This window comes from Actinomadura formosensis NBRC 14204 (genome assembly GCF_001552155.1).
Lineage (GTDB): Bacteria > Actinomycetota > Actinomycetes > Streptosporangiales > Streptosporangiaceae > Spirillospora > Spirillospora formosensis.
This window is the reverse complement of sequence record NZ_BCQQ01000237.1, coordinates 1-4,787: the sequence shown is the minus strand read 5'-3', so window position 1 is coordinate 4,787 and position 4,787 is coordinate 1. Positions and strand designations below refer to the sequence as shown.

General features: G+C 72.3%; 4 protein-coding genes. All 4 read right to left on the bottom strand.

Features of this window, described 5'->3' with window-relative positions; translation table 11 throughout:
• Positions 1-140: 140 nt before the first annotated feature.
• Entirely contained in the window at positions 141-251 is a 111-nt protein-coding gene (locus AF1_RS35015) for a SapB/AmfS family lanthipeptide (protein ID WP_131732834.1), read from the bottom strand.
• 5 nt (positions 252-256) lie between these two features.
• Complete coding sequence (lanKC, locus tag AF1_RS31975) at positions 257-2,812, bottom strand: class III lanthionine synthetase LanKC (RefSeq protein WP_084263528.1); 2,556 nt, start codon at positions 2,810-2,812, stop codon at positions 257-259.
• A gap of 171 nt (positions 2,813-2,983) precedes the next feature.
• Entirely contained in the window at positions 2,984-3,811 is an 828-nt protein-coding gene (locus AF1_RS31970; RefSeq protein ID WP_067807979.1) for a nitroreductase/quinone reductase family protein, read from the bottom strand.
• A gap of 323 nt (positions 3,812-4,134) precedes the next feature.
• Positions 4,135-4,787: helix-turn-helix transcriptional regulator (locus AF1_RS31965; RefSeq protein WP_303621262.1), on the bottom strand; the 653-nt coding region annotated here is incomplete at its 5' end.

Here is a 4,787-nt window from a genome sequence, read left to right as displayed (position 1 = left end):
CCGTCCAGCCGCGGGCGCGCCCGGTGGCGCGCAGCAGCAGCCGGTTCGCACCGGCCGGCACGGGTTCAGCGGTCATGAGGGTCTCCATGACGAGGACGGCCATGGCCCCCCGTGGAGGGGACCATGGCCGTCAGCGGCCGTCACAGGCAGATGGTGACACTGTGAGAGCTGTGGCAGAGCAGGCTGAGGCTGCTGTTACCGCCGCCACCGCCGTTCTCGCTCACCATTCCCTGAAGGTCGAGAAGCGCCATATCCTTCACCCCCTTTCGGGCTGGATAGAGGTGACCGCCGCGGGGGTTCCCGCGGGGGGTTCGTGAGCCGTCCCGAAGAACGGCAGCCCGGCCGGCGTGTCGTGCAGGGCCGTGCCGAGCGCGAGCAGCACCCCGGCGGTGCCGGTCGCGAGGTCCATCGACAGCCGGTACATGTGCTCTCCCGGCATCGCCAGCCCGCCGCCGTACGGCAGCGCGTGCCAGGCCAGGTCGCGGACGTGCCCCGCCACGCGCGGGTCGTCGCGGTCGTGGCGGGCCAGGTAGAGCAGCATCCCGGCGCGCCCGCTGAACAGGCTGGGCTGCGCGTAGTACCGCGACATCGCGGCCGTGCGGACGGCCTTGCGCGCGGTCTCGAACTCCTCGTCCGGCCGGTGCGCGAGGTACTCGTCCAGGACCAGGCCGATGCCGGCACTGCCGCGCCCGAGGTAGGGCAGCACCCGGCTGCCCTGGTCGACGTGCAGCGCGCCGTTGTGGTCGGTGACGCAGGCGGCGAGGTCGCGGCGCAGCGCGGCGGCGGCGAGGTCGAGAAGCCGCGGGGCGCCGGTGCGCTCATGGGCCCGGACGAACATCAGCGCCGCACCGGCCCCGCCGTGCATGAGGCCGGGACGCGCGCTCGGCCCGTCCGGCGACCGCTCCGCGACGATCCCGACGGCGCGGCGGGCCGCCGCGCGCAGGGAGGCGTCGCCCGTCCTGTCGGCGAGGTCGTCCAGGACGAGCGCGAAACCGGGCAGGCCACCGTAGAGGTCGTCGCCGAGCCGCTCCCACTTCTCGCCGAGGCAGTGGCGGACGGCGGCGAGCGCCGCGTCCTCGTGACCGAGGCGGGCCAGCACGTGGGCGGCGCCCATCAGCCCGTCGTAGAGGCCTAGGCCGGTGCCGCGCCTTGGGGCGGCGGCGTGCTCGGCCAGCCACTCCTCGTGCGCGGGGAAACGGCCCGCGCCCGTGACGTCCAGTGCGTACAGGACGCCGGCGGCGCCGTGCGCGAGCCCGAGGGACGCGCCGGAGAACTGCTCCACGTCGCCGGGGAACAGCCGGTCGTCCCGGTCCGGGGTCGCGCTCGCGAGGACGGCGCGGGACAGGGCGTCCCTGGCGCGCACCCAGCCGGGCGCGTCCGGGACGAACTCCGGCACGGCCACCGGCGGGACGTCCCGCGCGATCTCCGCGACGGCCTCGTCCAGGAACGGCCGCGGCACCGGGAAGTTCTCGGCGATCAGGTCGGCGAGCTGCCGCGCCTTGCCCCGGTCGATGACGAACAGCGTCGTCAGCGGGACGAACAGGGCGAGCCGCAGGCAGGCCAGGCTGTAGCGGTCGACGTCGATGCCGCGCCGGTCCCGCGGGGCGAGGAACGCGGGGTTCGCCAGCGTCTGCCGCCCGCCGTCGGACGCGGGCGCCGCCGTCTCGAAGTCGATCAGCGCGACCGAGTCGTCCGGGCGGACCATCACGTTGAACATGTGCAGGTCGTTGAACACCACGCCGCGCTCGTGGATCGCGGTGACGACGCGTTCCACCCCTTCGTGGACGCGCAGCGCCCATTTCGTGTATTCGGCGGTCTTCTCCGGATCCGGTTCGGGATCGAGCATCGGATGGCGTTCGGCGAAGAACGTGTTGAGCGTGCGTCCCTCGATGAACTCCTGGACGAGGAAATGGTGCTCCCCGAGCGTGAACCAGTCGAGCGCGGCGGGCACGCCCTCGATTCCGCTGAGCCTCCGGAGAACATCGCGTTCTCGTTCGAGCCGGGTGACGGCGTCGGCCCCGTCGGCGGCGAGTCCGGCATGCGGCCGCCCTTCCTTCAGGACGACTCTGACCCCGGTCCTCGTGTCGGTCGCCGCATAAACCCCGCCGCCGTTAGAGAAATGCAGGGCCTTCTCGATCCGGTACGGAAGATCGGCCGTCGTCGTGGCGCCGCGCGCCTTGAGGTGCGGTTCGAGACAGGCGGGCGGGCTCACCCAGTCGGGGACGGAGAAGACGGGAGCGCGGCGGTCGGGCACCAGTTCGCCGGCGCCGTTCTCCAGCGCGGGCACGAGCCTGCCCTGCTCGTCCAGGCACCGCCGCTCGGCGAACCCGCCGTACCGCACGTGCAGCGGCCCGCCGCCGATGCGCAGGTCACTGAGGATGTAGGGGCCGGGAAGGCCGTCCAGCGCCGCGCCGAGTCCGGTCAGCACCCGCTCCAGTTCGCGCTCGTCCGCGGGGTAGATGGTGACGAGCTTGCCGCTCGCGCCGCGCGGCGCGTACTTGGCGTTCCGCATCCGCAGCGTTCCCGGACCGCGCAGGTGCTTGAACTCGATGCCGCCCGCGACGCAGTACTCCCACGTCCCGGAAAGAATCCGCTCGGCGCTTTCCGCGCACCCGGTGACATGTACTTTCCAGCCCTGCGCCGGGGCGCGCTGCTCCGGCGGAACATAGACCACCCATTCGTCGCCGAAGACCTGTTCCCAGCCCTCCGGAAGATCACGTCCCGTGATGGCGAAGTCCGTGCGGCGGGTGACAGGGGGAGCGTCATAGAACACCTCATCCGCGAGGCAGTAAAGCTCATACCCCTTGTCCACGGCCGCATTCCCTTCCGCTTTGGCCCGCCCGTTGGCGTGTCCGGAACAAAGAATTGCAGGACCGCCGGCGAGCGGCTAGTAGCGGAAATAACGAATGCCCCGTGAAGATCTACCGGCCCCTGTCACGCGCTGATCACGGCACCGCGCGCACGTGCCGCCTCCGGCCTGCTCTCAGAGGCCGAGCGTGTCCAGCAGCGGGACGAGCCGCTCCTCCTCGTGATCCAGGTGCGCCTCCAGCGCGGCGGTGAGCCGCTCGACCTCCGCGAGCAGCGAAGCCGCCTCACCCCCGTCGAGGACCCGGCGCAGCTCGTCCAGCAGCCCCTTCACCGTCTCGTGCTCGTCCTTCAGCCGCGCCAGCGCCGGCGCGAGCTCCGGATGCCGCCGCTCCAGAAGCGGGAACATCTGCTGCTCCTCGCCCATGTGATGGTTGCCCAGGCCCTGGCACAGCGTCAGGCAGTTGACCCGCAGCTGCGCGCCCACCCCGGCCCCCGACGCCGCGACCTCCCCGCGGATCAGCGCCAGCTCCCTGCGGAACGCGTCGTGCACAGCGACCAGCATGGCGCTCGGCGACTCCGGCCCGGCGGGCGGCCCGGCCACCACCGGGACCAGCGCGACGACGGGCAGCGTCCGCCCCGACCTGGCCGCGTACTCGCCCCACCCGGGATCGGCCTCCACGGCCCGCGCGAACGCGGCATCCCGCTCGTCCCCTTCGAGGATGACGGCGTCCGCCTCATACGTGAAGGCGCCGCTTTCGACCGTGACGCGCGGGTGAGCGGCCAGGTTGTGGAACCATGCCGGGTTCTTGGGCGCGCCTCCGGCCGACGCGATGACGAGGACGCGTCCGTCCCCGTCCGGCAGATAACCGAGCGGCGTCGTGTGCCGGGCGCCGGACCGCGCCCCCGTCGTCGTCAGCAGAAGCAGCCGCCCACCCTCGAACGGCCCGCCGACCCGCCCGCCGTTGGCGCGGAACTCCGCAATGACCTGCCTGTTGAAATCCATCTGTCTCCTGACCTGTTTTCGGGCATGACGAATAAGCCACAGAAACGACACGCGCCCATGGCTGAAGAAACAATGAAGAACGACACGCCGAAGACACGGGCATGCCCGCTGACGTCGCACGACGTGCGTAAAGAGAAGAGGGGAGAACGCAAGCGGAAAAGGCGGGCCGCGTGCCCGCCCCGACCTCACTCGGAGGCCGGGAACCTCACTCGCTCATGGCCCAAGGCCGACCCGGCAGTCACGAACCGCAGATTACTGAACCCCACCCTCCAACGCAAGATCACCTTTTCCGGCCCCCGCTATGAGCGGGAGTTTTCGCGGGGTCATATGCCTTCGCGGTGGGCGAGGGCGGCGGCCTGGGTGCGGCTTGTGACGTTCAGTTTGGCGAGGATGTTGGAGACGTGCACGCTCGCCGTCTTGGGGGAGATGAACAGCGCCGCCGCGATCTCCCGGTTGTTGTGGCCCTCCGCGACCAGCTTCAGCACCTCCCGCTCCCGTGCGGTGAGGGAGGAGAGCGGGCCGGACGGGGCGGATGGCGTGCGGGCGGCGGCGCCGCCGAGGCGGGCGCGGGTGCCGAGGTCGTGCAGGGCCGCGAGCAGCGGCTTGGCGCCGAGGCGTTCGGCGGTCCGCACGGCCGACCGCCACTGGGCCGCCGCCTCGTCCCGGTCGCCGTTCTCGGCGAGCGCCTCCGCCAGCCGCCACCGCGACCGCGCCACCTCGTAGACGAACCCGCCGTCCGGGTCGCCGTAGGTGAACAGGTCGACCGTCCTGCGCCACAGTTCCACGTCGTAGAGGCCGTCGATGCGCCGCCGCTCGGCCTCCGCGCGCGCCAGCCACGCCTGTCCCTCGTATCCGAGCCAGGTGCGGGGCAGGCCGTCCACGTTCAGCGCGCCGACGCTGCGCGCCACCTGCAGCAGCGCGTCCCCGGCCGCGGCCGCGGCCCGCAGCGCGTCCTCGTCGCCGGCGGCGCGGGCCC

What these genes read in the sequence shown, in the direction of transcription:
- AF1_RS35015 (WP_131732834.1), bottom strand. Translation starts at nt 251, where the DNA reads ATGGCGCTTCTCGACCTTCAGGGAATGGTGAGCGAGAACGGCGGTGGC.
- AF1_RS31970 (WP_067807979.1), bottom strand. Translation starts at nt 3,811, where the DNA reads ATGGATTTCAACAGGCAGGTCATTGCGGAGTTCCGCGCCAACGGCGGG.